This is a genomic window from Marinobacter sp. E2 (assembly GCF_055755345.1).
The window spans coordinates 1,202,678-1,226,963 of record NZ_CM146911.1 but is presented as its reverse complement, the minus strand read 5'-3'; the positions used below and the strand labels follow the sequence as shown (position 1 = coordinate 1,226,963).

Below are 24,286 nucleotides of genomic sequence, written 5' to 3'. Positions count from 1 at the left end.
TCTAGCCCCGGTTTTCAGCAGCATCAACGGGCAATACGCGCTCGCCGATACTGACAAACCCGCCGCCCCGAGTGATCAGTCGGATCTCATCCGGCAGGCCGGTCACCCAGGCGCCTTCGGTGGACACGCTCAGCAGTTTCACCCGACCGAACGCCACTTCGTTATCGCCATTGACGTACTTCACACCGGGCCGTCCATCGTCGCCGAGCGAGAGATAGGCCGGCGAAATGAACATGGCCTTAACCTCCGGCAGGGCCACACGCAGGCTGGCGCTGCCGCCGGCGATCCGCTTGCGATCCGGGTTCTCCACCGCAATTTCCACCGCAAAACTGCGAGTTTCCGGTGACGCGGCACTGGCCACAAAGGTAACCACGCCCGAGAGCTGGCTGCCGTCCAGAAGATCCACCCGAACCGCCTGGCCCGGCGCGACATCGGCCACGGACTGCTGGGGCACCCGGGCGGTTGCTTTCAGGCGATCCACCTGTACCAACTCAAGCAGCGGCGAGCCAATCTGCACCAGGTCGCCGGTATCCACGGATTTCTGGTTGATGATGCCATCAAAGGGCGCTTCCGGAGTCAGGTGGTCGACCACCTGCCGGGCGCTGGTCAGCTCGGCTCTCGCGGCGGCCAGCTCACTTTCCAGCCCCAGCACCTCGGATTCCGCGGCCAGGTTGCCAGACCTCAGGCGCCGGGCCGCCGCCAGATCAGCCTCCAGCTTCTTTACCCGGGACTGCCAGCGCAGAACCTCGGCACTGCGCCCTTCATCAGAGATCTCCAGCAGTTGCTGACCCTGGCGTACCTGCTCTCCCAGCCCCACAGAAAGGGATTCCACCCTGCCCGACACCTGCGCACTGAGCAGCACCGAACGCCAGGGCTCAAGCTGGCCCTGGAGCATAAGCCCGGGCTCATGGAGCCTGGCACTCAGGGTTTCCACCTGTACGCTGGTGAGCGAGTCTTCGGCGTTCTCCTGGCGTTCCGGCACTTCCTCGCTGGCCACCTTCACTTCTCCGGTCGCCATCCAGATCACCAGAACCACCACGATAAGAAGGGAAAGTCCGATCGACCCCCATTTTGCTTTCGTCATTGAATGCTCTCTGTAAATAAGGCTTGCGCCCGGCTAAAAATGTGGGTTAGATTCTACACAGAATCGTTTTGTGAATTCAGAGCAGACCGTCGACTTTATGAATCTCAACTCAGTGATTGTCCTTGTGAAGCTTGTCCTGGTGGTCGTGGTACCGTCCGGGGGCTTTTGCGTGGACAAGCGGGTGAGATAGCGACAACCTGACAAGACACCAGAAACCCCCGGCACCGAAAGGTCCCGGGGGTTTCTTTTTTTACGGCAAAAGAAAAGGGAAAAACGACCATGAACGGCGCACAGCACATTCTTGAAGCGTTCCACCGCCACCACATCAGCACGGTTTTCGGTTACCCGGGCGGCTGCATCATGCCGCTCTACGACGCGCTGGTGGACGATGTGGGCGTGGAACACGTGCTGTGCCGCCACGAACAGGCCTGCGCCCTGGCCGCCGACGGCTACGCCCGGGCCAGCGGCAAGCTGGGCGTGTGCATTGCCACCTCCGGCCCCGGCGCCACCAACCTGATTACCGGCGTGGCCAACGCCCACCGGGATTCCATTCCCATGCTGGTGATCACCGGCCAGGTGCCCTCCGGGCTGATCGGCACAGACGCTTTCCAGGAGACCGACGTACTCGGCATGACCCTGGGCATCGTCAAACACAGCTACCTGATCGACGATGCGGACAGCCTGCCCGGCATCCTGGAAGAGGCGATTGAACTCGCCCAGAGCGGTCGCCCCGGTCCCGTCTGGATTGATATCCCTAAAGACCTGTTGCTGACCGAAGTGGCCGAGGCGCCCGCCCCTCAACAAGCGACAGCCTCCAACGCCGCTCCGGATCTGACCGAGGTACTGGCCATGCTGCGCACCGCCCGCAAGCCCCTGCTCTACAGCGGTGGTGGCGTTAGCCTGGCCCACGCCGAGGACAGTTTCCGGGCCTTTGCTCAAACCTCGGCCCTGCCTGCGGTTGTTACCCTGAAGGGCATCGGCAACCCCGGCAAACACAATCCCTACAATCTGGGCATGCTGGGCATGCACGGCTCCCGGGCCGCCAACAAGGCGGTGGACGAATGCGACCTGCTGCTGGTGATCGGCGCCCGCCTGGACGACCGGGCCACCGGCAAGCTGGACGGCTTCGCGCCGAACGCCCGGCTGATTCACATCGACGCGGACGCCGCCGAGATCAACAAACTGCGCCCGGCCGACCTGGCAATCCGTGGCGATCTGAACGCTATTCTGTCGGCACTCACCGAGGCGTTTGAGAAACAGCCGCTGGTCATCGGCCCCTGGCAGAAACAGTGCCGAACCTGGCATACCACCGGCGGTTTCCATGCGGCCGACAACGAGGAGCCCCTGGCCCCGATCACCGGCCCGGCCTTTATCCGCCAGCTGTCACGGATTGCCCCGGACGACACCGTCATCGCCTGCGACGTGGGCCAGCACCAGATGTGGGTGGCCCAGCACTACGATTTCGACCACCCGCGCCACCACCTTACCAGCGGCGGCCTGGGTACCATGGGCTTCGGCCTGCCCGCCGCCATCGGCGCCCAGTTTGCGGATCGCAACAGCACCGTCATCAACGTCACCGGGGACGGCTCGTTCATGATGAACGCCCAGGAGCTGGCCACCATCCGCCGGTACAACCTGCCGGTGAAACTGATCGTGATGGACAACCAGTGCCTGGGCATGGTCCGCCAGCAGCAGGAGCTGTTCTACAACAACAGGGAAAGCCAGATAAACCTGGACGACAACCCCGACTTCGTAGCCATGGCCCGGGCCTTCGACATCCCGGCCCTGCACATCGAACGCACCGACCAGATCCGCCGTGGCATCGAGACCATTCTGGCCTACAACGGCCCGATGCTGCTGCACGTGGCCATCAGCCGTGAAGAAAACGTCTGGCCCATCGTCAAACCCGGCGCCAGCAACATCGACATGATCGACGAAACCCGACGCACCGCGAACAACAAGCAGGAGCAGGTAGCATGAACCCGCAAAGCCAGCCAGCAACGCCCAGCTACACCATCCACTGCCGAATGAATCAGGAAGCGGCCGCCCTGGAGCGGCTCTGCCAGGTAGTCCGCATTCGCGGGTTCCGGATCGCCACCATGGCGGTGGAAACCGCCGGCGAGCATCTGAACATCGCCCTCACTCTGGAGGGCACCCGGCCGATCGCCATGTTGCAGTCGCAACTGGAGAAACTGCATACGGTGGCCGAGGTTGCCCTGGCGGCTGGGTCTGTGGCCCGTTCCCGTTCGGCTTAAGCTTTGGGGGTCTGGCTTTTTCTTAGCCTGAGGTTTGGCGGGCGGGTACGCGGGTGGCGGTATTTTTTCTTCGGGGAAAAGAACTCGCTTCGCTCAGACACCTTTTCCCTGTCAGAAAAAATACCACCACCCCCTACCGACGGGCAGCAACGATATGCCTAACGAAAAGATGAAAGATTTAACGCGCAAAGGGACTTCTCAGAGGGGAAACGCTTGCGGCTGATTGTCGCGTTCACCGGTAAGTCCAGTTCGAAAGAAAAAAAGTCTTTAAGCCAGTGAACCCGTGTTGCACGTCGGCGCGGGGTGGTAGGTGGATTTTTCGCCGGAAAAAGCTGTCTGAGCGAAGCGAGTTCTTTTTCCAAGAAAAATCCACCTGCCACCCCGCAAGCCCGCCCCTCAACCAAAAGGCTACAAGGACGGGACCTCCGAGGTAATAGAACTCGGAATTACCAGGCCTTATAAGGCAGGAACTTCCCGTTCATGGTGACCACCACCCGGTCGCCCTTCGGATTCTCCTCCTTCTCGATGTCCATGGTGAAATCGATGGCACTCATGATGCCGTCACCGAACTTCTCGTGAATGAGTTCCTTCATGGTGTCACCGTATACGCCCACTACCTCGTACAGACGGTAGATCAGCGGATCCTGGGGCACGGCACCATCCCAGGCTTTCTTCGGGCACACCTGCAGGGCTTCGGCCACCGGCTTTTCCAGGCCCAGGGTTTCGCACAGGGCGAACGCCTTGTCTTCGGTGAGGCTGTTCATGCCCAGAGCGGCCGAGGTGGTGAACACCGGGGACATGCCGATGGCTTCGGCAATGGCTTCCCAGGTCATGCCCTTGGCGACTTTGGCTTCCAGGATTTTTGCGGTCATCAGTTCTTTGTTCATCATGGCTGTTTTCCTCTCTTGGGTTGTTACGTCAGGCATTCACCGCGCGAGCGGCGGTATCGGATTCGGTTTCGGTGGCCTCGGGGGCCGGTTGGCTGACACCTTTCGCCGGTTCGGCGACTTTCGGGGTGCCGTCTTTTTCCGGCAGGGCCGAGCCGCTGCGGTTCACCAGGAAGTCCACCAGGTAATCCCGGGTCTTGTGGTAGGCCGGGTTCTGGAAGATGGTGGAGCGTGCCCGCGGGTGCGGGATGTCTACTTTCACGCTCTCGGCAATCCGCGCGTTGGGTCCGTTGGACATCAGGAAGATGCGATCAGACAGCAGGATGGCCTCATCCACGTCGTGAGTGATCATGAAGACGGTCTGGCGGGTTTCTTCCCAGATTTTCACCAGCTCGTCCTGGATCACGCCCCGTGTCAGCGCATCCAGCGCGCCGAAAGGTTCGTCCAGCAGCAGCAGTTCCGGTTGCGTGGCGAAAGCCCGGGCGATGCTCACCCGCTGGCGCATGCCGCCTGAGAGCTGCGAAGGCTTGCGGTTCATGGCGTGCTCCAGGCCCACCATTTTCAGGTAGCGCTCGCTGTGCTCTCTCACCTTTTCCTTGGACCAGCTCGGCCAGCGCGCTTTCACGGCAAACACGATGTTGTTCAGGGCGGTTTTCCAGGGCAGCAGGCTGTAGTTCTGGAACACCACGCCGCGCTCCAGGCCCGGGCCCTTTACTTCCTTGCCGTTCATTACCACGTTGCCGGCGCTGGCTTCGTCCAGGCCTGCCAGCACGTTCAGAATGGTGGATTTGCCGCAGCCGGAGTGGCCGATGATGCAGACAAACTCCCCTTTCTCCAGGGCAAAGCGGACATCCTCGAAGACGGTCAGCTCACCGCCCTGGCCGTCCGGGTAGATCTTGGACAGACCATCTACTTCCAGGAATGATTTCGTCATAACAGGTCTCCGTTCGGAGGGTTGAGGCCGGCACCGAAAACCGGTGCCGGGCCGCTCATTCTTTGTATTCCACCAGTTTCTGGGCCTTGCCCAGGGCCAGGTCCAGCAGCATGCCCACCACCCCGATCATGAGGATGGAAAAGATCACACTGGCCAGATCCAGGTTGTTCCATTCGTTCCACACGTAGTAGCCAATGCCGGTGCCGCCCACGAGCATCTCCGCGGCCACGATGACCAGCCAGGCGATACCAATGGAGATGCGCATGCCGGTGAGGATGGTGGGTGCGGCGGCCGGCAGGATGACCGTGAGCGCGGTCTTGATCGGGCTGAGCTCGTGGGTGCGGGCCACGTTCACCCAGTCCTGCCGGACGTTGGCCACGCCAAAGGCGGTATTCAGCAGCATCGGCCAGATCGAGCAGATAAAGATCACGAAGATGGCCGAGGCGTCTGAATCCTGGATGATGAACAGCGCCAGGGGCATCCAGGCCAGCGGCGAGATCGGTCGCAGCACCTGGATGTACGGGTTCAGGGCCTTGTACATCAGCGGCGACATGCCGATCAGGAAGCCGATGGGCAACGCGATGGCCATGGCCGCCAGGTAGCCGGTAAGTACCCGGTACACCGAGTAGGCCAGCTGGATGCCGATGCCCTTGTCGTTGGCGCCGGCGTCATAGAACGGGTTGGACAGCTCGGCCCAGGCCAGCTTGATCACCTCCGAGGGCGGCGGCACCCGGGATTCCTGGTCGGCCCCGCCCATCAGGCGCTCGTACTCGGTCATGGCCGCGTCCGCTTCCGGCGGCTGGGTTGCCATTTCCCAGAGCCCGAGGGCCAGAATGAGGAACGACACCGACAGCAGGGCTGCGCGTACGTTCAGGGAAGCCATGGTTACACCCTCCCGATGGCAAAGCTGCGGGCATACTCTTCAGGACTCTCCGGATCGAAGGTCTTGCCCATGATGGTGTGGGTCTTGTAGGTCTTGTCCGGCGCGCTGTAGCCCATTTCCTCCATCAGCTTGCCGGTCTCACCGGCCAGGTAGACCTGCTCGGCGATGCCCTTGTAGTCCACATCCCCCTCGATGTAGCCCCAGCGCTTCATCTGGGTGAGGATCCACACGCCCATGGAGTGCCAGGGGAACGGGTCGAAATCGATGCGGTCCGGCACGTTCTTCACTTCACCCAGGCCGTCGGCGTAGTAGCCGGTGAGCACCTGCTGGATGACCGGTACCGGCTGGTTCAGGTAGTTCTTCGGCGCGATGGCCTCGGAGATTTCCTTGCGGTTTTCCGGGTTGTTGGAGTATTGGGTAGCATCAATGATGGCCCGCAACAGGGCGCCGTAGGTGTTCGGATTCTCGGTCGCGAACTTCTGGCTGCAGGCAAAGGCGCAGCACGGATGGCCTTCCCAGATGTCCTTGGTGAGCATGTGGATGAAACCTACCTTCTCCCACACGGCACGCTGGTTGAATGGGTCCGGGCTCAGATAACCGTCGAGGTTACCGGCGCGCAGGTTGGCCACCATCTCGGGTGGCGGAACCACGCGGATTTGCACATCTTTGTCCGGATCGATTCCGTTCTCGGCCAGGTAGTAGCGCAGCAGGAAGTTGTGCATGGAGTACTCGAACGGCACCCCGAACTTGAAGCCCTTCCACTGCTTGGGATCGCGCTTGTCCTTGTGATCGACGTGCAGCACGATGGCCTGGCCATTGATGTTCTCTACCGCCGGCATGATGAACGGCTCCGGCGTGGAGCCCGCGCCCATGGTCATGGCGAGGGGCATGGGAGTGAGCATGTGGGAAGCGTCGTATTCACCGGCCAGGGACTTGTCCCGGGCCACCGCCCAACCAGCGGTCTTGGTGACGGTTACATCCAGGCCATAGCGCTCATAGAAGCCCATGGGGTGGGCCATGATGATCGGCGTGGCGCAGGTAATGGGCACAAAGCCCACGTTCAGTTTGGTTTTTTCCAGTTTGCCGAGGGATTCCTTCACCGCGGCCTTGGCTTTGTCCATGGGGAACACGCTGCCGAGCAGTGCGGCCGCGGTGCCGGCGCCCATCATCTTCATGAAGCTGCGGCGGCTGTGGTCGTTGTGGCCGAACACGGAGCGCACCACGGCACTCTCGATAGCGCGGTCCATCATCGCTTCGGAGTCCATTCGCTCCTCTGCTGCGCCCTGGTGGCTGGCCGCAGGTTTCAGGTCAAGTGAAATGGAAGGCGCACTGTCACCGGGCTGGCACTCATGGCAACCGCAGTTTTTTGCGTGGATCAGGGACTTGTCACCGTCAAAGGGATTTCCAAGGCTTTTCGTGGTCATTGGGCACTCTCCTGGGTATTGGACCTGGTTTTCAGGGTGTTTCTGCACTCTTTTGGTGCTACTAACGGTGCGACTCGGACCCGGTGGCGACATCGCATCGGGTCGGCTACGCGTTCTAAAGGTGATATGGCAGGGTTTGTGCCAAGTCCGAATATTTTTTCAAGGCACTGTTTTCTTTGCTTTTTTATGGGTCCCGCTGATCAGCCGCGCACTACGATTTTTCGTAATTAACGATTTTTCGTAGTACCGATTGCGATATTTCGTAGTTGGCATGGGGTTTGTAATGGCCAGTTCAGACTGACCCAGGACACCGCCATGAACACCGACACCCGCATTGCGCTCTTCGACAACCTGGAGTGGATTGATCACCTGCCGGAAGCCGCCTTGCTGGTGGATGCCGGCCGCGACCTGATCCTCGCTGCCAACGGCGCCATGGGCCGACTGATCGGCACTGATCGCAAGTCAATAAGCGGCAAGCCCTGCACCCAGCTGTTCACCGACCAACGCCCGCAGCTGATTGCCTTTACCGAGGAAACCCTGTTCCGCAGCCAGGGCTGGAGCCGGGATTTCTTCCTACAGCACCGGGACGGCCACACGGTGGAGCTGGAAATTTCGTCCTCGCGGGTGGGTGAGGCCGAATCCCAGAACCTGCTTTTGCTGCTGCGGGACCGGCGCCAGCTGCGTACCCTGAGGGAGCGTCACGATGCCAACCACTACCACCGGGGCGGCCTGCTGGAATGGCGCCGGGTGGAGGAACTGTTCAAGGACATGGAGCGGGAAAACCAGCTGATCCTGCATGCGGTGGGCGAAGGCATTTACGGGGTGGACGCCGAGGGCCGCACCACCTTCGCCAATCCGGCGGCAGAACGCATGCTGGGCTGGCGCATTGATGAGCTCATGGGGCGTGTGATCCATCGGGTTGTGCATCACTCCCACGAGGACGGCTCCATTTTTCCACTCAAGGAATGCCCCATCTACGCCGCCTTCCGGGATGGCAGCGTCAAGCGTGTGGGTGAGGACTGGTTCTGGCGCAAGGATGGCAGCGGTTTCCCGGTGGAATACACCAGTACGCCCATCCTCGATAACGGTCATCCGGTGGGCGCCGTCGTTGTGTTCCGGGACATCTCCTCCCGCCTGGAAGCGCGCAAAGAGTTACAGGAGGCGCTGAAGGAAGTGGAGTCCCTCAAACACCGCCTGGAAATGGAAAACGCCTACCTGCAGGAGGAACTGAGCGCCGAATACCACTTCCACGAGATCTTCGGCCAGAGCGATGCCATCAAGGCCATTGTGCGGCGCATCGGCATGGTGGCCCCCACCGATGCCAACGTGCTGATCACCGGCGAGTCCGGCACCGGCAAGGAGTTGATTGCCCGCGCCATCCACCAGTCCAGCAGCCGGCGTGACCGGCCCCTGATCCGGGTGAACTGTGCTGCCATTCCCAAGGACCTGTTCGAGAGCGAGTTCTTCGGCCACATCAAGGGCGCCTTTACCGGTGCCGTCAGCGACCGGGTGGGCCGGTTCGAGCTGGCCGACGGCGGCACCCTGTTCCTGGACGAAGTGGGGGAAATCCCGCTGGAACTTCAGGGCAAACTGCTGCGGGTGCTACAGGACCAACAGTTCGAGCGGGTGGGCGAAAACCGGACCCGCGGCGTGGACGTACGGGTGATTGCCGCCACCAACCGCGACCTCAAAGCCGAGGTCCAGCAGAAAACCTTCCGGGAAGACCTCTATTTCCGACTGAACGTCTTCCCCATCGAGTCCGTACCCCTGCGACGTCGCCTGGAAGACATCCCGATTCTGGCCCAGGAATTCCTCAACCGGGCCTGCCAGAAATTCAACCGCCCCACCCTGGTCCTGCGGGAAAAGGACGTAGAAACCCTGAAGGCCTACCACTGGCCAGGCAACGTGCGGGAGTTGGAGAATGTGATTGAGCGCCAGGTGATCACCGCCGACGGGCGCCTGGATCTGGATCTGCTGGGGCAGGAGTCCGGAGCATTGACAACGACAACGCCTGCCCCACCAGACCGGCACTTCAACAGCGACCTGCTCACCGAGCAGGACCTGCGGGATCTGGAGAAGAAGAATCTGCTGAGAGCCCTGAAAATCAGCGGCGGCCAGGTGTTCGGCGAGGATGGCGCGGCGGCCCTGCTGGGGATCAAGCCCACCACGCTCACCTCCCGACTCAAAAAACTCCGGATAACGCCGGAGCGGGCCAGCAAATACTGACGGCCATGGACCTTGAGCCGCTCAGGTGCTGACTCCGGCAATCGCATCCAGCAATTCCTGGGTTTTCTCCTTCATCAGGGGTATATCGCCCCTGGATTCGACATTCAGCCGAACGACCGGCTCTGTGTTGGACATCCGCAGGTTGAAGCGCCAGCGCTCGAACTCCACGCTGAGGCCATCCACGTGCCCAACCGAGAGCGCATCACCTCCGTAGATTTTCTCGATCGTCTCCAGAAGCCGGCGCGGGTCCTCCACGGTCCGGTTGATTTCGCCACTGGCGGGATAGGCGGCAATGCGCTCGTCTATCAGAGATGACAGCGTCTGCCCGCTTTGGCACAGACGCTCGGCAACCAGCAGCCAGGGGATCATGCCGCTGTCGCAGTAGGCGAAATCCCGGAAATAATGGTGTGCGCTCATTTCTCCCCCGTAGAGGGCATCTTCATCGCGCATTCTCTGTTTGATAAAGGCGTGGCCAGTTTTGCTCTCTATCGCTTCTCCACCGGCAGCCCGAACCAGATCCAGGGTGTTCCAGGTCAGGCGCGGATCGTGAATGATCCGACCACCACCTGCCTTGCGCAGAAACTGATCGGCCAGCAAGCCAACGATGTAATAGCCTTCGATGAACCGGCCTTTCTCATCAAAGAAAAAACACCGGTCGTAGTCTCCGTCCCAGGCAATCCCCATATCTGCCCCCTCGCGCAATACCGCTTCCGCGGTTTCGGCCCGGTTTTCCTCCAGTAACGGGTTGGGGACTCCATTCGGGAAATGACCATCGGGCTGGTGATGCAGACGCACAAACTCGAAGGGCAAGCGCCTGTCGAGAGCATCGATCACCTTCCCCGCGCCGCCGTTGCCGGCATTCACCACGATCTTTAAAGGGCTCAACACGCCCTCATCCACAAATCCCAGCAGGTGATTGATGTAGTCCTGCTCGATGGTCAGGCACTCCGTGCGCCCTGGCGTCGGTGCGTCCTGGAAGACGCCGGGCACCAGATCCCGAAGGGTGTTCAAGCCACTGTCCGAACTGATTGGCCGCGCGCCCGGCCCAACCAGCTTCATACCGTTATAGTCTTTGGGATTGTGACTGGCCGTGACCATGATGCCGCCATCCATGTTGTAGTGGCTGGTCGCAAAGTACACTTGCTCGGTGCCACACAGGCCGATGTCGTACACATCCGCGCCTCCGGCTTTCAGTCCGGCACTCAGGGCCGTGGCAATCTCGGGGCTGGACAACCGGATGTCGTAACCGACCACAACCCGTTCGGCCGCAGTCATCTCCACGTACGCACGCCCGATGCGCTCCGCCAGCGCGGCGTTCAGCTGGTCCGGCACCCGGCCACGCAGGTCATAGGCTTTAAAACAGGACAAATCCACAACGTTACCTCCCTTCATTACTGTCAGCATGCGGGGCTGCACGCGACGCCAGGGTGCCCCCTGAACGAAGCGTGCACGCCGCGTCACACCCGTTCAGACATCAACGGCAGTTCTTGCTCCTCGGCCTCGTTCTCAGCCTCCGGCTGCGGCGTCGACCGTCCGTACCGATCATCGAGCCGCTCAATGTCGTCCTCACCGAGGTAGGCGCCGGATTGCACCTCGATCAACTCCAGCGGAATGCGTCCCGGATTGAAGAGGCGGTGCACCGATCCGATGGGGATGTATGTGGATTCGTTTTCAGACAGCAGGAAGGTTTCGTCATCCCGGGTCACCTCCGCAGTGCCCCGCACGATGATCCAGTGCTCGGCCCGATGATGGTGCTTCTGTAGTGACAGCTTTTCACCCGGCTTGACCGTGATCCGTTTCACCTGAAAGCGGTTACCGTTATCGATGCTGTCGTAACTGCCCCAGGGGCGGTAAACCTGCCGGTGGGTCCGCGTTTCCGATCGCTGCTGGCTTTTCAGCCGGGTTACCAGCTTCTTCACATCCTGGACCCTGTCCCGGTGAGCCACCATGACAGCATCACTGGTATCAACCACCACCAGGTCTTCAACGCCCAGCAATGCCACCAGCTTGTCGGAGCCATGCACCAGACAGCCGCTGGTATCTTCCAGGCAAGCGTCTCCGACCACCGCATTTGATTCGTCGTCTTTCGCCGTTATGTTCCAGATCGTTGACCAGGAACCAACGTCACTCCAGCCCGCATCCATGGGTACCAGCAACGCCCGGGATGTCTTTTCCATGACCGCATAATCTATGGAATCGTCCGGACAGTGCTCGAAGATCTCGGCTGGAATACGGGTAAACGGCAGATCGCGGGTGAAGCCCCGGGCGGCCAGCAGGCAGGTGTCATAGATGTCGGGGCTGTGCTTCTTCAGTTCCGCCAGATAAGTATCCGCACGAAACATGAACATGCCGCTGTTCCAGTAGTAACCACCGGCGGAGAGCAACGCCGCGGCCTTTTCCGCATCGGGTTTTTCAATAAAGCGTGATACCGGGCGCGCGCCACCCGGCGCCTCGCCACCGTGGCCAACGCCAATGTACCCGTAGCCCGTTTCCGGGCGGGTCGGGGTTATCCCGAAAAGTACCAGTCCACCCGACCTCGCGGCCTCCTGCCCCTTGAGGACGGCGTTGCGGAAAGCCTCGGTATCATCAATGGCGTGATCCGCCGGTAACACCAGCATGATGGCTTTGGGATCCTTTCTTGCCACCTCAATGGCTGCCAGAGCCACCGCCGGCGCGGTATTCCGGCCAAAGGGTTCAAGCAGGATCGAGAGCGGTTCGCGCCCCATCGCCTCCAACTGTTCCTTGACGATAAACCGATGCTCGTCGTTGGCGACCACCACCGGTGCCTCGGTCTCTTCTGTCGGAAGTCGACTGAGGGTCTGCTGCAACATGCTCTGGGATCCAACCAGAGGCAGAAACTGCTTCGGATAAGCCTGGCGCGATAAGGGCCAGAGTCTGGAACCGTTACCACCTGAAAGAATGACTGGAATCATTGTCCTGCTCCTTTGCGTCTCGTCTGACTGACTGGGAAATCATCCCCAGGGCTATTCCCGTACCTCCCGAGCCCCGCGCAGGGGCTCCTCGGGAAAATTCATGAGCCTTGCAATTTGATATCGCCGGGCGGGTTGGGCCTCGTCTCAACCGGCCACAGCGGATCGATCTGGTACAGAAAGGAAATGTCACCACCCAGGCGGGTGGACTTCATGGGTCGGTACTCGTCCAGAAACGCCGACATGCCGCCGACGTCTTCCCACATGACCACCCACGGCTCCATCCAGGCCAACGACCAGGACTTGTAAAGACCATCGGTGATCTGTTCGTAGCCCACCACTTCTTCAATCCGTTGAGGCTGCTCAAGTCCCTGAACCACATTCGTTGCCAGCGTACGAAACTGTTCCTGATAATCGTTGTGGAGGGAGTAGCCGTTCACCTCCGCAAAGGTCGCGATCATGGTCAGCGGCTGCATGGCGTAATTGAGGTATTCGAGGGCCCGGGTCTGCCGGCTGAGCTCCCGGGGCAAATAGCCGGCAGCGTTGACCTGCCCCATGGCCTCGTTGAATTTACCGAGCGACCAGTTCCAGTCGCCGCATTCCTGGGTTGCCACCGCAGAAGACATGACGGCCCAGGCTGCCCAGTAATCGTGGTTGTTGACCTTGTCCGGGTCGCGATCGGTGTAATAGCCGCGGACGCCATCGCTCAGCTGTCGAAACCAGCGCTCGATACGCTCGGATCGGGCACCGTCGAGTGCCTCCGCCGGCGCAGCGGACTCGACCCGAAGGTAAGCGTTGGCCGCCGCAGCCAGGGCCCACTTCCTGACCGCCTGCCCCACATGGTTGATGTCATCGGTCAGTAGCGAATCCGCGCTGGCCCAGGCGTCCAGATTGTCCATCAGGCAGTTCAGGGCCGGCTCGCCATCACCATCCACCTGATAGTCATCAGCCGCTGCAATCACCGCTTTTTCGAAATTCCGTATCCGCTCCGTGGCTTCCTTGTAGACCTGCAGGGCTTCTTCATTCAGCACATTCCGGGCATCGTCGCTGCCCTCGTACTTGCTGGTGAACGACAGGGTTCCCACGTGAGGCTCAACCTGCTGGCAGTCATAGTCACCGCCATCATCCGCCTCCGGAATCTGGTAGTAGCCCGCGGGTGCCCTGAGCTCGCCTTCAACACACTCTCCGGCATTGGCCGCGGTGATTCCAAAGCTCATGGAGACTGCCGCGGTCAAAAGTGTCCGGCGCCAATGACCCCGTCCGGTCCGTTGTCGGATCTTCATGGCTTTCCTCTCCTTACTCTGGGTGAATGTGCGTCAGATATCCTGACGCCGACATATCTTTGCGGTGACCGAAAGCCCCTCACTCACCTGCTCGGGTTTGAGCTCGAGATCCAGTGACATGAACAGTTCGTCGTTCCAGTTCGGCCCCTCGGGGAGTTCGAACACGAACCGGCCGGGCGTTTCCACGCGATCGCCGTACTCCATGTCGACCCGATCCTTTCGGCCAAAGACAAACCACACGAAGGCATCCACTTCTTTCACGGCCGGATCACTGAACTGCAGATCCACCACGTACTCATCACTGGGCATTTCCACGAACTGCCCGCCGCCGTTATAGAGCACCTCGTTGACACCAGGGCTTATGGCGGTTGTGTTCTGAATCACCGGCTCAACGCCCTCGCATCCTCCGCTGATCATGGGCGTCACCTGGCGGTAGAACTCGACGCTATCGAGGTTGTGGTAGCCGGGCACCTCCCAGATCAGGATCTTGGGGGGCGACTGCCGGAAGTTATCAGAGAGCAGATACTCGAACATGGAGCCGTCATAACTGCCGCCGGCCAACGCCACATTCAGAATTTCCACGCCCAGGAATTCCTGCAGCGAGCCAACGAAGTTGTAGTCCTGGGCGCCCTTGCTGTTACTCGTGCCAACGAGGGTGATGGGCGGCAGGCCCTGATCCTCGAAGAGCGCGCTGGCGCCAGCGATTTCACCGGTACCGACGGACTCGGTGCGGAATTCGTCCACATACTGGGCGCCATACTCGAAGCCGCAGATTCGACGCACCGCGTCCTGCAATGAGCCGTCCTTGCGGATCAGTCCGGATCGGCGGGTGGCAAACTCGAGTTTGGGCAGCGACTGATACACCGGCATCTGCTTGATCCGCTCGGCAACCAGCCGGGCGGTGCGGCGCGCGCCAAAAGGTGTCCAGTGGTGGTCGCGCTTGAAATAGTAGGCTTCCTCACCGGTTGGCTCGGTCAGCAACGGCGTCAGGTCTGGCACCACCAGCCCCGCCTGGCGGAAGCGCTCCAATGCCTCGGCATAACTGTGTCGGGCCAGGTTCCAGCTGAACGGCACCGGTGAGGTGTCCGGCAAACGATCGGGATGAACCAGCCCCTTGGTGGGCTGGAACACCATGACCAGCTCCGTACCGGTGGTTTTCTTGAGGTGCCGGGCGAACCGTGTAAGGTGCTTCAGCCCCTCCAGATCCGGGCCGAACTTTTCCACCAGCTCGGCCTCGGACCGGAAAAGCCAGCCATCCTCGCCCTGCACCAGCATCTTGAAGTTCTTCAGATAACTGGTGTCATAGCTGGCCGGATCTGCCGTCATCGGGCAGAGGTCGCAGCATTTCTCAATGTCGTATTCAGGCGGCTGCACGGCGCCGGAGAGCTGCGCCCACCCACCAGCCAAGATGGCCAACACCAGCGCCCGGAAAGGGCGCGACCAAAACTGCCTGCTCATACCGATGTGTCCACCCGGTTTTCAGCGACCACCAGACGGGGCGATCCGCCCACATCAATGGCAAACACACTGAACACCTTGCCTCTCTGCAGGCTGATCTGGGGTGTTTTGGCCAGGGGTTCACCGCTCTGGAACGCCCCGAGCATGATCTTGACCGCGTTAATCTCGCGGTTGTCCACGCTGATCGCGTCCACAGATTCAATAACAGCCACCTTGCCGTCTGCGGTCTTCAGGCTGACACCACCCTCTTCTGTCAGGTTGTAGAACGACAGCAGAGCCTTTCTGGGATTATCGAAAGCAACGTCCTTGAGCACTTTGGTCTCGCCGGAATCCAGGACAACCGCCGTGTAGAATTCGTTCTTGTCCATCTGAACGGGCGTAGCGCTGCCGGCAATCTCAAGCTGGTAGGTGCCGGCCGGCAGGTAAATGTAGGGGCTTGCGGAGAGAGGCTCGACCTCCTTGATGGTTTTCCCTCCTATCTCCGCCTGGGCCAGGGAGCCGCTGGCATCGGCGTTTACCACCCGGATAAACGCGGCACCGTCGGGCGCTTCGGCGGCATAGAGCGCGCCTTCACCGGCGTAGGAGGTGCTCACAGCACCAAACAGGCTGATCACAACAAGAAAAGCGGCGTGCTTAAGCGTTTTCATAAGGTTGATCCTCAGGGGTTGGTTTCGGGGTTAAGGGTTCCGGCCGGATTTCGCGGCCAGCATGTTGTCCGCCTGGCGGAACCAGGCCAGAGCCTTTTCGGACTCCAGTGGTTGCGCCAGGTAACGTTCGGGAAACTCCCAGATCACCAGTTGCGGAGGGTGTTTCTGGAAGTCGGGTGATTGCAGGTAATCCGTCATCGGTTCGATCGGGCCCTTGCCTTCCTCTGCCACGTTGATCAGATCGCGCCCCAGGTACTGTTTCAGCGCACCCGGAAAATTCCACAGACGGTTGGCGCTGTAACTGGTACCCACCAGCACCGTGTCGGCGCTGGTTTCGCCAAACAGACTGCTGGCGCCGTCGGTGGGCTCTTCGGTCACTTCCGTGGTGCGGGGCCTGAACCGGTCGGGTTCCGGGCCGATGCCCTCAAAAGCCGGGGCCACGGGAATGTAGGTCAGCAGGTCTCCGCGGTGCGTGATCGGCTCCGCCACCGTCGTCACAAACGTCTGCTCGCCCCAAGGAAGCGTGGGAAACCGGTCGCGGATAAAGTCCGCAGCGTGTCGGGCAAAGAGATCGGCACCCGACGGTGTCCAATGGGTATCGGTGCGCAGGTAAACTGTCTGACCGTCCCTCTGTGCCTGCTCCATCTTCGGAGCCAGGTCGGGCACCGGAACCTCGGCTGCCGACAGGGTTTTCAGGAGGCGCGGATAAAGCGTTTCCATCACTGCCTGTGGCTCGGTTTCAGCCAGCTTTTCCGAGTAGATCCGGGCCTTCGCCGGCACCACCAGAATCACCAGCCTGGTGCCGCGGGCATTGAGAAACTCGCTGACACGGGTTACCCGCTCGAGGTTTCTGGAAACCAATGGCTGGTCGGGCTTCGCGGGATAGAACTCCTCGTCACTGAACAGCCAGCCCTGGCGGCCAACCACCACGCCGGGCCGCCCCTCATCAAACAGGGTGTAATTGATGGCCGCCCAGAGATTGGTGCCCAGGTCCCGGACCGGGAATTCGTCGTCGTAGTGACTTTCCAGATTTCGTGCCCATTCACCGTTCACCAGGCGAAGGTTGTCGGGCCCCTCGTACCCCATCAGAGGGCGCACCGACAGGGCGCCGAGCGCAAGCACCAGGGCAATGAACAGAAGGGCTGTCAATTTCGCGGCAAAAGTATTCATCACGCCCTCTCAGAACTGGAAATAAAGGAATGGCGAAAAGCTCTCGGCACTCAGCTTGAGCACAGCCAGGGCAAAGACCGGCACCAGCAGCGGACCGGTTGCAGACCGCCAGGCCGAAACCACTGGAGCGCTCAGGCCAGGCCCGGTAGCCCCCGGCTGGCTTATCCGGTCCCGCAGCCCCATCAGCGCAATCACGCCGTAGCCAAGGGCCAGAATGGCCAGGTTCAGGTCACGAATGTCCTGCACATACAGGCTGCTCAGGCCAGCGCCATCAAAGCTGAACATGGCACCGTAGAAGCCAAAGGCCTCGGTAATGGTGCTGGCCCGGAAAGTGACCCAGCCCAGCATCACGAACAGGAAGGTACTGGCCCATCGGAGCCAGCGGAAACCCGCCGGATTACCGGATACGCCAAGCCAGCGCTCGATCGACAGCAGCGTGCCGTGCCAGGCGCCCCACAGCAGGAACGTCCAGTTCGCCCCGTGCCACAGCCCGCCGAGCAGCATGGTCAGCAGGAGGTTCCGGTAGGTCTTGAAGGTGCTGTTGCGGTTGCCGCCCAGCGGGATGTAGAGGTAATCCCGCAGCCAGGTCGAAAGGCTGATATGCCAGCGACGCCAGAACTCGGTAATACTCTGGCTGATGTAGGGCTGGTTGAAGTTCTCCGGAAACCGGAAGCCCATCATCAACCCAAGGCCAATGGCCATATCCGAGTAACCGGAAAAGTCGAAATACAGTTGCGCGGTGTACGCCAGGATACCCAGCCAGGCATCGGCCATGGTGGGGTCCGACAACGCAAAGGCGCTGTCCGCCAGAGGCGCAATGGAATCGGCAATGAAAACTTTCTTGATGAAGCCCTGCATGAACCGCATCGAGCCCTCACCGAATTTCTGCAGCGTGTGCGTGCGCTCGCGGAACTGGTCCGCCAGATCCTTGTAGCGCAGAACCGGGCCGGCAATCAGCTGCGGGAACAGTGCGATGAACGCGGCAAAATCCACGAACCGGCGGGTCGGTTCGGTATCACCCCGATAAACATCCACAACGTAGGAAATGGCCTGAAAAATGTAGAAGGAAATGCCGATCGGCAAGATGATATTCGCCATCTCCAGTGGCCCACTGCCGGCAGCAACCAGCAGCTCATTCAGGCTGTCGACACCGAAGTTCGCGTACTTGAAGTACGCCAGGGTGGCAAGGTCCCCGGCCACGCCCACGGCCACCCACTTGCGGGCGACAGCCGTGCCAATGCCGGCCCTGTGGATACCAAGCCCGATCACGTAGTTCCACACCGTGACGGCCACAAACAGCAACAGGAAGTCGACCCGCCACCAGGCGTAGAACGCATAGCTGCCAAGCAGGATCACCAGGGAGCGATACCGGAACGGTGTCAGGTAGTACACGCCCAGGAACAGCGGCAGAAACAGGAACAGGAAGATGTTGGAGGAAAAGACCATATTAATCCCCCACCTGTGTCACTTTGGCAGCGGCCGTGCCGGAAGGCTTGATCAGAACCGCCCGGTTCTCGTTCAGCATTGCGTCAAGGATCTGCATCTGGAAGTGCCCCAACACCCCCTCAAAATGAATGCCCGCATCCGACCTCGGGAACCGCATGCCAACGTCATGGAGCGCAATGTATTCAGGGTTGTCAGAAGAGATAGGCCCGCTGGCATTGGACACCAGCTCGCCGCCAACCACGGTCATGGAAACCGCGTAATCGTAGAAATCCTCCTTGAAGTTACGGTCGGTGGCCGAAAGGTCCTTCAACTGCCCGTAGATGCCCCAGGTGCCATTCAGCACGGCCACATTGTGGTAAAGGTGCACATTGGTGCTGTTACGAACCCGGATGCCATTGCGCAGGTTATTCATCAACCGGTTGCCCCAGAGCATGTTGTCCGGCGACTCATACAGGCCGATGCCATCGCCCTGGTTGTCGTGGGAGACGTTGTTGGCCACCACGTTGTTACGGCTCTGTCGATCCAGAACAATGCCGGAAAGTCCGTTGTCGTAGCTCCGGTTGCCAATGATCCAGCTGTTGTTGACCTGGCGGGAAATGATGATGCCGTGCTTCTCGCGGGTGCCGTAGACCTCGTTACCGGCGATGATCAGCCGCTCGGAATAGTCGTGCGGGTCGATGCCGTACACGATGCTGTCCCGGTACACGTTATTGACGATGGCCACATCCTCGGCCTCGTAGCAGTAGAAGCCGTAGTACAGCTCCTCGAAGGTGGAGTCCACCAGCCAGGCGTGGGGCGCGCTGCGCTGCAGGCGGGCATTGTCGTATTCCGAATACTGCGCGACCGTGAACCCGTAGGATTTACTCTGGTGGTAACCGAGATTGGCCATGGTGGTGCCCAGGATGAAGGTCTCGCTGCCACCCCATCCCACGAAGAACGGGCGAAAATCGGTTTTCTTGCGGAAGGTCGCGGGGCCATTGGCCTGCTCACGCCAGCCAAGCACCTTGCTGTCGATCACAAACAGCCAGCCGTCGTTGGCGAAAAAGGCGCCCCGCTCTTCGGACAGCCTCAGTGTCCGGTCGCGTATCACCAGCGTTGCATCCTGGCGAACCACCAGGGGGAGCCGAACGATGTAGGTGCCATCGGCAATCCGCTCCATGTAGCGGCTGTCGTCCACCTGCCGGTACACTTCGTCAAGTGTGACCTTGCCACTGTGCACCAGGATCGCCTGCGGATGGGAAAACTGCCGGATGACCCATTCCCGCGCCCGGCCCTCGTCCACAAAATCGCCCAGGGCACTGACATCGCCAATGCGGTCCACCGAGACACGGGGCGCCTCGTCAGGCCGCTGCGACAGTTTTGACTCCACGGCATCGCGGGTGAATCGCGACAGGTCAGGCAGCTCAGGGTCCGGCCGATAGAGCGCCTCCGCTGATTTGACTTCAAAACCATAGTCCTCCAGCGCCGGAGCTTCGACAGGCGGAGGTGTGGAGGTTTTGCCGGCAATTCCGGCAGCCGCACTCACCAGCCCCGGCAACAAAAGAACCGCGACCATCAGCGCCAGAATCCACCGTGTTCTCGGGATTTTCATGCGTTCTCCTCAGAACCGTTTGGACACATCCAGAATGACTCGATGCCTGAGATCGTCCGCCTGCTCTCCGTAGGCATCGCCAGGCATGAACACGCCGCCACTCAGACGCACATCGAAGGTTGCCCACGAGGAGGGGTTATCTCCGTAGTAACCCAACACCAGATCCACCGACTGCCCAACGTCGTCGCTGGTACCCGTGAAGCCCGGCTCGATCAGGTCCGAGCGGAGGGTTCCGGCCTGGTCAGCCAGCCAGTAGCGGTGGTAGATGAGGTTGGCATCCCACAGGTTCCGGTCCGACAGCGCCGTGTAGACGGTGGCCACCTTGAGGTTGCTCCACTCTGGCTGGATCGCCTCGCCAAAACGCTGAACCTGGGAGCGTGTGCCCGTGTAACGCGAGCGGTTGCTCGCCAGGCTGGTCTGCCGGAAGGTGTCGGTCTCGTCGCGCTCGCCGCCCCCGGAGGCGTAGGCACCGTGGGCACCGATGACCCAACGGGGGATATCCACCAGTTGGGCCCGAATCCCCAGATCCGCCGCCCAGCCGGAAACATCCCGTTCCCGGGCCCGGTATCCACCGGGGGCTGTGCTGTCCGGGCCGACCACGGAGTCAGTACCGTGCACCGCGCCAACCTGGGCGAAGTACTGGAAGACATCGTGGGAATGCCAGTCGAAATAGGCCCGATCGGCCTGAATAGCCGCCCAGGTGAGCGACTCGGTATACATCTCGTCAGAGGGTTGGCCGCGGCTCGCCACTTCCCTGGCCTGGTCACCGGAGCCCTGGCCATGCGTCACCAGAAATCCCAGGTAGTGACTCTTGCTCCATTGCCAGTCGGTCTGTGCAAAGAAGCGGGTAATCTCCTGCTCCTCATCCTGGAGCACGTTGCTGTCCGTGCGCATCTCGGCGAATTTCTGGGCAACACCCACCGTGCTTTTCAGCAGTGAGGTATCGAAGATCCAGCGAACCAGCGTGATGTCATCGTCCCACCAGAGGCCACTGTTTTCCTTCAGCCGCTCACGGCCGAACCGGATCGATTCGCCCGGATAGTCACTGAGGCCGTTGTAATCCAGCCAGGCCTCGCGCAGGGCGAAGAAGCCATCGGTGGTGGTGCCGCCTATTTCGTCACTGACATCCACCTGACCGGTGGCGCCGAATGCCTGAAGGCGGAGTTTTGAGCGCCAGTGGGGTGACAACTGCCAGACCCACTCGGGCTTGATATCGAGCCCGGCTTCCGTGGATTTGGTCGCGCCGTTCGGCCCGAGACCAAGACGCCGGTCGCCCTCACTGATCACGCTAAGCTTTGAGCGAACGCTCTGCTCCAGCAGTCGTGGGTAGCTCTGCTCCGTTTCGCTCTGATCACTGGACTGTGCCAGGGCCGGCGTCGCACCCAGCATGGCCAGACAGCTGACTGACAGTGCCAGGCGACTGATCCGATAGTATGTTCGAGGCTGCATTGAGCTCATCCTCCTTGTCCTGAATTGCCGTCGGCGTCTGCCTCACTGCCTGCGAGGATTTGCCCACGGGCTTCACGCTCCCGCCGGTGAAGGGCTTCGGCTGCTTTTTCGAGGTCGTGTGGCATGGTGGGCACCATCTCCAGCAGGAGTGCCTTGGCGCGCTCGACGCCACCCTCCATGGCCAGCAAGCCGAAGCTCCACGCGTACCGACGGTTCACCTCGATGCCCTTGGCTTCCCAGAACATCTCCGCCAGGGCGTAATCCGCTTTCGGAAAACCCCTCCGAGCAGCTTTCAGCAGGTAAAACCGGGCTTTCTCCGGATCCGGCTCACCGAGATACCCCCGCTTGTAGATGCGGCCGAGCAGATAGTCCGCTGATGGGTATTTTTCCCGGGCTTCCAGGGCGTATTTCACCGCCTTCTCGGGGTCCGCTGTCACGATGTCGCCACGCTCGTAGGCCCGCGCCAGGGAAAGCGATGCTTTCAGATCACCGCTGGCCCGCGCCCGGGTGAGCATGTCGAGCACTACCTCGGGCTCTGCCAGGTAGGTGTTCTCCATGATCAGCTTGGCCCTGGCCGTGAGTGCCGGGACATAATCCGGTATCAGCAGCTTGTAGAGTTCGTTGGTGGTAGCAACCTGCTTTTCGGGCGACTCGTCGTCAGAGAGCGCGCGGGCAAACACATACAGGTCCCGGTCCTCTATCCGACCTTCCCGCCAGGCCGTGGTAACCCGCTCGACCAGTGCCTTGAGCTCCTCTCTCTGGCCCTGGGACAGATGCACCCACGCCAGCAACTGGAAGCACTCGGGATGAGTTTCCGCGATGGGCCCGCACAGGGCTTCGATGTCCTTGGCACGGGACTCCAACTGGCCTTTCAGAACGAAGTAGCGTGCCAGGGCCAGGTCGCCCCTCGGATCGCCAGCGGCGCGGGCCTGCTCAATGAGTTCCAGCGGATCCCGGCGGGGGAACTCCCGGGGATAGTTCATGTACAGGTTCACCAGGGGAATCAGCGCCGACTTGTCGCCCTCGGCCAGCGCCTTCCTCAGGTACCTGGCGCCGCTGGCCCGCTGCTCCGCGGTCATGCCATCACGGGCGTTCATCTTGCCGATCCGGATGGTGGCGCGCTCGCTGCCCTGTTGCGCAGCCCTGTGATACCAGCTCAGAGCCTTCTCACGGGCCTCGGGTGTGTCCTGCTGGGCGTAAAGATCTCCAAGTTCCACCTGGGCATCCGCCAGCCCGAAGCGCGCCAGCTCTTCCAGCTGGGCCCGTGCCTCCTCCACATTGCCGCTGGCCGCGGCCCGTTCGGCCCGCTGAATATCCGGGATTCCCCCACAACCGGCCAGCGTCAGGGACAGCACACTGATAACAAAGCCTTCCCGAAACATGTGGCGCATCCCCTCAGCTTTCCACAAAACGATCAATCACTTTGTCCAGGTCCGGCATGTTGAACTGATCGATGGTGACGCCAATCGGCCGACCGATTGCGCCGGTCGGGAGAGGCTGGTCCGCCTCGATCATTGCGCTGATAACATCGATCGCGCCGCCCCCTGCCTGGCTGTTTACCGTCAGCGAGGTGATATGACCGGTCTGTTCCACGCCATTGGGCAGGCGCAGGGTTACCCGCTGCCCTTCCTCGAGTTTTTCGCCTTGCTCAAACAGGAAGTTGGCAACCACGTGGGCGGTCGCGTCGGTTGGCGCCATCACGGCCACCTGCTCGCCTTTGGTCATGTACTGGTTTTCCGCCGGCCGCAGGTTCAGCACCTGGCAATCGCAGGGACTGGTGAGCGTTCCCCGCACGCGCTGGTCCAGCAACTCTTCGATCTGGCTCACGCTGTAGTTGCCTTCGCCCACAAGGTCATTGACGTAGGACAGCATGGGGGCGTCAAAGGTGGCGATGGTCTGCCCCGCCTCAACGGTCTCGCCCTGTTTGACCAGCGTGGTGACCCTGGCATCCTTGGGAATGCGCACCGGAATCTGTTCGGACGCGACCATCGCAGACTCCGCCTTGGTCACGAAATAGATATCCCAGAGCTGGGACGCCACAAAGCTGATGGCGAACAACCCGATGACCATCACGATCAGGCTGCCAACCATGGCTCTGAGCTTGCCGAAAAAGCCCAGATCGTTACTCCCCTTGTTCTTCCGGGTCTTGGTGAAATTCTCACGGGACAGCGTGTTCAGAACGTCACCGGCGGACACCACCTCGCCACTGAGAAAGGCGGTAATCAGGTAACGCAGCGCAGACACTTCCGGAGCGCCCAGGTTCTGGAATTCGCAGCCACAACGGTCATTGGTGGAATCGAAATTCCTGGGTACAAAGCTGACTTCTATCGCGAAGTCGAAGCCGTCGACCTTGAACACCAGACGCCCGTTGTAGAGCCGTCCCTGGCGAAAGGATTCAAGCCCGGTGTTGACACTGAAGCCTCCGGCTGAGAGATCAGACACCGGGAACTTGTAGGTGCTGCCGTCCAGGGTCACGAACAGTCTCGCGGGTATTCGTACCCGCGCGTACTGACGCTGAGCCTCGGATTCGTGAACGAATTGCGGTGCAACTGCTGCCGTATTCATTGTTCTAGCCCTTATCTGTTTTCATTCGGTGATGGATGCATGGTGGAGTCCTCG

19 protein-coding genes are annotated in these 24,286 nt (G+C 60.9%); 3 read left to right on the top strand and 16 right to left on the bottom strand.

Features of this window, described 5'->3' with window-relative positions; all coding sequences use genetic code 11:
* Position 1: 1 nt before the first annotated feature.
* Positions 2–1,084, bottom strand: coding sequence for an efflux RND transporter periplasmic adaptor subunit (locus tag AC0J1C_RS05645; protein ID WP_473045964.1), 1,083 nt, complete (start codon positions 1,082–1,084; stop codon positions 2–4).
* A gap of 279 nt (positions 1,085–1,363) precedes the next feature.
* Between AC0J1C_RS05645 and ilvG the strand changes: the two genes are divergently transcribed.
* Positions 1,364–3,064: an acetolactate synthase 2 catalytic subunit gene (ilvG, locus tag AC0J1C_RS05640; protein ID WP_473045963.1), complete on the top strand. Its 1,701-nt coding sequence runs from the start codon at positions 1,364–1,366 to the stop codon at positions 3,062–3,064.
* Entirely contained in the window at positions 3,061–3,339 is a 279-nt protein-coding gene (locus tag AC0J1C_RS05635) for an ACT domain-containing protein (RefSeq protein ID WP_473045962.1), read from the top strand. Before ilvG ends, AC0J1C_RS05635 begins: the two co-directional genes overlap by 4 nt.
* Positions 3,340–3,785: 446 nt before the next feature.
* Here the strand turns inward: AC0J1C_RS05635 and cynS are convergent, their stop codons facing one another.
* Genes cynS through AC0J1C_RS05615 form a run of 4 tightly spaced genes read right to left on the bottom strand, consistent with a single transcriptional unit; the run spans position 3,786 to position 7,467 of the window.
* Positions 3,786–4,229 carry a cyanase gene (cynS, locus tag AC0J1C_RS05630; RefSeq protein ID WP_091992003.1) on the bottom strand — a complete coding sequence of 148 codons (444 nt, stop codon included), beginning with the start codon at positions 4,227–4,229 and terminating at the stop codon, positions 3,786–3,788.
* 28 nt (positions 4,230–4,257) lie between these two features.
* A complete protein-coding gene (locus tag AC0J1C_RS05625; RefSeq protein WP_473045961.1) occupies positions 4,258–5,160 on the bottom strand; it encodes an ABC transporter ATP-binding protein in 903 nt (300 codons plus the stop codon).
* 55 nt (positions 5,161–5,215) lie between these two features.
* Positions 5,216–6,043 carry a nitrate ABC transporter permease gene (gene ntrB / locus AC0J1C_RS05620; protein ID WP_473045960.1) on the bottom strand — a complete coding sequence of 276 codons (828 nt, stop codon included), beginning with the start codon at positions 6,041–6,043 and terminating at the stop codon, positions 5,216–5,218.
* Between the two features lie 2 nt (positions 6,044–6,045).
* Positions 6,046–7,467: an ABC transporter substrate-binding protein gene (locus tag AC0J1C_RS05615; RefSeq protein ID WP_473045959.1), complete on the bottom strand. Its 1,422-nt coding sequence runs from the start codon at positions 7,465–7,467 to the stop codon at positions 6,046–6,048.
* 315 nt (positions 7,468–7,782) lie between these two features.
* On the opposite strand from AC0J1C_RS05615, the gene AC0J1C_RS05610 reads away from it, so the two are divergent.
* The gene (locus AC0J1C_RS05610) at positions 7,783–9,693 is read left to right on the top strand and encodes a sigma 54-interacting transcriptional regulator (RefSeq protein WP_473045958.1); all 1,911 of its coding nucleotides are present in this window, start codon (positions 7,783–7,785) and stop codon (positions 9,691–9,693) included.
* A 21-nt stretch (positions 9,694–9,714) separates the two neighbouring features.
* On the opposite strand, the gene AC0J1C_RS05605 is transcribed toward AC0J1C_RS05610, so the two are convergent.
* The 11 genes from AC0J1C_RS05605 to AC0J1C_RS05555 form a co-directional block, all read right to left on the bottom strand.
* Positions 9,715–11,067 (bottom strand): phosphohexomutase domain-containing protein, encoded by a 1,353-nt coding sequence (locus tag AC0J1C_RS05605; protein ID WP_473045957.1) that lies wholly within the window; start codon positions 11,065–11,067, stop codon positions 9,715–9,717.
* Between the two features lie 83 nt (positions 11,068–11,150).
* Positions 11,151–12,626 (bottom strand): mannose-1-phosphate guanylyltransferase/mannose-6-phosphate isomerase, encoded by a 1,476-nt coding sequence (locus AC0J1C_RS05600; protein ID WP_473045956.1) that lies wholly within the window; start codon positions 12,624–12,626, stop codon positions 11,151–11,153.
* A 98-nt stretch (positions 12,627–12,724) separates the two neighbouring features.
* Positions 12,725–13,906, bottom strand: coding sequence for an alginate lyase family protein (locus AC0J1C_RS05595; protein ID WP_473045955.1), 1,182 nt, complete (start codon positions 13,904–13,906; stop codon positions 12,725–12,727).
* 33 nt (positions 13,907–13,939) lie between these two features.
* On the bottom strand, positions 13,940–15,364 hold the full coding sequence (locus AC0J1C_RS05590) for an alginate O-acetyltransferase AlgX-related protein (protein ID WP_473045954.1): 1,425 nt from the start codon (positions 15,362–15,364) through the stop codon (positions 13,940–13,942).
* Positions 15,361–16,011, bottom strand: coding sequence for an alginate O-acetyltransferase AlgF (locus AC0J1C_RS05585; protein ID WP_473045953.1), 651 nt, complete (start codon positions 16,009–16,011; stop codon positions 15,361–15,363). The genes AC0J1C_RS05590 and AC0J1C_RS05585 overlap by 4 nt, the downstream gene beginning before the upstream one ends.
* Positions 16,012–16,041: 30 nt before the next feature.
* On the bottom strand, positions 16,042–17,181 hold the full coding sequence (locus AC0J1C_RS05580) for an alginate O-acetyltransferase (protein WP_473045952.1): 1,140 nt from the start codon (positions 17,179–17,181) through the stop codon (positions 16,042–16,044).
* A gap of 9 nt (positions 17,182–17,190) precedes the next feature.
* Positions 17,191–18,627, bottom strand: a complete 1,437-nt coding sequence (locus tag AC0J1C_RS05575; RefSeq protein ID WP_473045951.1) for an MBOAT family O-acyltransferase — start codon at positions 18,625–18,627, stop codon at positions 17,191–17,193.
* Position 18,628: 1 nt separating this feature from the next.
* Positions 18,629–20,218, bottom strand: a complete 1,590-nt coding sequence (locus AC0J1C_RS05570; protein WP_473045949.1) for a NosD domain-containing protein — start codon at positions 20,216–20,218, stop codon at positions 18,629–18,631.
* 9 nt (positions 20,219–20,227) lie between these two features.
* Positions 20,228–21,667: an alginate export family protein gene (locus AC0J1C_RS05565; protein ID WP_473045948.1), complete on the bottom strand. Its 1,440-nt coding sequence runs from the start codon at positions 21,665–21,667 to the stop codon at positions 20,228–20,230.
* 5 nt (positions 21,668–21,672) lie between these two features.
* Positions 21,673–23,058, bottom strand: a complete 1,386-nt coding sequence (locus AC0J1C_RS05560; RefSeq protein WP_473045947.1) for a tetratricopeptide repeat protein — start codon at positions 23,056–23,058, stop codon at positions 21,673–21,675.
* Positions 23,059–23,062: 4 nt separating this feature from the next.
* The gene (locus AC0J1C_RS05555; RefSeq protein WP_473045946.1) at positions 23,063–24,232 is read right to left on the bottom strand and encodes a PilZ domain-containing protein; all 1,170 of its coding nucleotides are present in this window, start codon (positions 24,230–24,232) and stop codon (positions 23,063–23,065) included.
* Positions 24,233–24,286: the final 54 nt, after the last annotated feature.